Genomic DNA, 2,847 nt, shown 5'->3' on the forward strand with positions numbered 1-2,847 from the left:
CAGGCGGTAATGGGAACATGGGGATGAGCTTAGGCGGCAGAACGTGAAATCGCCTTATGTACCGGTTTTTGAGTACTTACTTAGTATCAATAGCCCCATTGAGCCGTTGCAATGAACCTGTCATCTCACCCAACTCAACATTCTCAGCAGAAGAAAGAGACACGCTACGAGCCTGTCGTTCCCAACGCCTATTTACTGCACCAGGCCTCGATTCAGAAAAGAGCCTTCTACAACTGGCAAAAAATGACTGCTTGGCACCCTACTAAGTTCTATATTCATATATTAATGAATCTTAAATACAGATTGACATCCCAAACCAAAAGATAACCATTGGAGAGAAAGCCAATATATAAGACAAAACCGAGAAATTTGATAACAAGACAGTTAATAAAAATAAGCTGTTAATAATAGCTAACTGAGCCCAATGCAGAATTGCAAATATTTGACTAGCAGTGCTTTACTTTATGTGTAGTAGTACTTATTACCCTATAGGCACCAGAAAAACCAACAATAAACAACTTCCATCCTACATGAAAACTATTCATTTGATATTCACAACATATATCAGATTAATGTTCTTAAAATCCAAGATTTTCAACAACGCAAATAAACAAAAACCTGAGCCATAATATTCACCAAATAGATTTCAAGCGAAACCACTGACATATGAAGCCTATAATATCTTATCCAATACCGAGAAAGACTAATCCTTATTACAAAAAACAAAAAGTCAGTGAAAACAACAAAAACCGTTAAATACTGAAATCTAAAACAACCGATTATTCCATAGAAACACAAAACATAAACATGATGCGATACAACTCAACGCCTAACAGGCACATTGTAATTCAACTGTATGTCATACTGTATTCCAGCATGCTCACGTTCCAAAATAAAACAGTAACCAGCGTCAGCGCATATTGATTATCTAGCATACAAAAATCATCGTATACGGCAATTAGCTCAAGGCAAGTCACCCAGTCGGGAACTGTTATTTCAGTGCTTGCCATATTGGCGAAAACCCCGTTTGAGCGGGACAAAGTACTGCTCTCATGGCTCCGGGTTGAAGCGTATCAGCCTACCTACCGAAAATAACGCCTTCCATGGCCTGTTAAATCCGCTGTTTATTCTGTTGTTACCGGCTTTTTCTTGATACGGAACGGTTCGAAACCGGTTTCCTTGCTCTGCCCTGCGGCGCTATCACCAGAAGGCTTTTTACGTCGCTGCCCGGTTGCTTTTTTATCTCGCAGACGCTGTTTGCCTTTTTCCGCCGCTGCTTTCTTATCTGCCGGTTTTTTCTTCTTCCGACTGGCCGCCTTGCCAGACGCCTTGACTTTCTTCGGGCCCTTATAACTGGCTTCCATACCGGGGATCTTGCGACGTTCAAAGCGGATGTTGAGATAGCGCTCAATACTCGCCATCAGGTTCCACTCAAGCGCGCTGACAAAGGTAACCGCCAGGCCCTGCTGTCCGGCACGACCTGTACGTCCAATCCGGTGCACATGGTCATCACCGCGGCGAGCCACGTCGAAGTTGACCACCAGATCGATACCCTGCACATCCAGCCCGCGGGCCGCCAGGTCGGTCGCTACCAGCACATTGATACGGCCATTGCGCAACAGTTCCATCGCCCGGTTGCGTTCCTCCTGGGTTATTTCCCCATGCAGAACCCCGGCGCGAAGCTTGTTGTAACGCAGGAACCCTTCCAGTTTGGCAGCCTGGGCACGCGTTTTCGTGAAAACGAGCGCCTTATCATAGGTCTCGGTTTCCAGCAGTTTGACCAGAAGCTTTTCCTTGAAAGTGAGGTCATCGACGAGAATCATCTGCTGGCGGATATTCCCGTGCTGTTCCCGTTCAGGATTAACCAGAATGGATTCCGGTTCGCGCAGAACATCAGCGATTATCCGCTTCAGCCCTGTCTTTTGCAGTGTGGCAGAAAAGAGCAGGGTCTGGCGTTCTGCAAAGGTGCATTCAGCAGCGATCTTCAGTACATCTTCACTAAAGCCCATGTCCAGCATCCGGTCAGCTTCATCCAGCACCAGCACTTCCAGATCACGGAAATCGGTCGTACCGCGCTTCACATGATCCACCAGGCGCCCGGGTGTGGAAACGATGATCTCCGGATTCTTGCGGAACAGGCTGGCCTGGTATTTGAAGTCATCACCGCCGGTGATCAACCCGGCCTTGATGCCGGTACCGGTTGCCAGCAGTTCGCACTGGTTGTGCACCTGACGCGCCAGTTCCCGGGTTGGCAGCAGGATCAGGGCCCGGGTGCCGGTGTTCGGCGCGGGAGTCAGCAGACGGTTGAGCAGGGGCAGCAGAAATGCGCCGGTTTTGCCACTGCCAGTTTCAGCGCTGACCATCAGATCCTTACCCGTCAGGGCGAGCGGGATAGTACGGGCCTGAACATCGGTAGGCTGTTCCCAGCCAGCGGCTTCCAGCGCTTTCAGCAGGCGCTGGTCAAGTGAGAAGTCGGAAAACAAGAGACTATGCCTCAGCAATATAAATCGACGCGCACTCTACCAGAGCGGTTGAAAAACAACCATGACTAATCACGATACACCGGCGAACAGGTGTTAAACACAAGCATGGGCTATGAAAAGCGGTACCTTCGGTAAAAAAACGCAAATAACACCTCTAAGAACAGGATATGTGACTTTAGTGCCATAGCAGAATGAAAAAAATTATGGTTATATCGTTCGCCATATACGACAAAGTTACTATACAGCTACCGAGAACCCTGCTGTGGTTGCCCACGTTGCATCCCCAGGGAAAGATCATGAAAGGCCTTGCTATCATTGACTTCGCGGGCAATTGACCGCCACCAACACTTTTTCTTTTTAGCCA

At 47.9% G+C, this 2,847-nt stretch carries 1 protein-coding gene; it reads right to left on the reverse strand.

Annotated elements, in window-relative coordinates:
• Window positions 1–1,124: 1,124 nt before the first annotated feature.
• The gene (locus ABD892_RS11200) at window positions 1,125–2,483 is read right to left on the reverse strand and encodes a DEAD/DEAH box helicase (RefSeq protein ID WP_345195741.1); all 1,359 of its coding nucleotides are present in this window, start codon (window positions 2,481–2,483) and stop codon (window positions 1,125–1,127) included.
• Window positions 2,484–2,847 lie beyond the last annotated feature (364 nt).

The organism is Kistimonas scapharcae (assembly GCF_039540975.1).
GTDB lineage: Bacteria > Pseudomonadota > Gammaproteobacteria > Pseudomonadales > Endozoicomonadaceae > Kistimonas > Kistimonas scapharcae.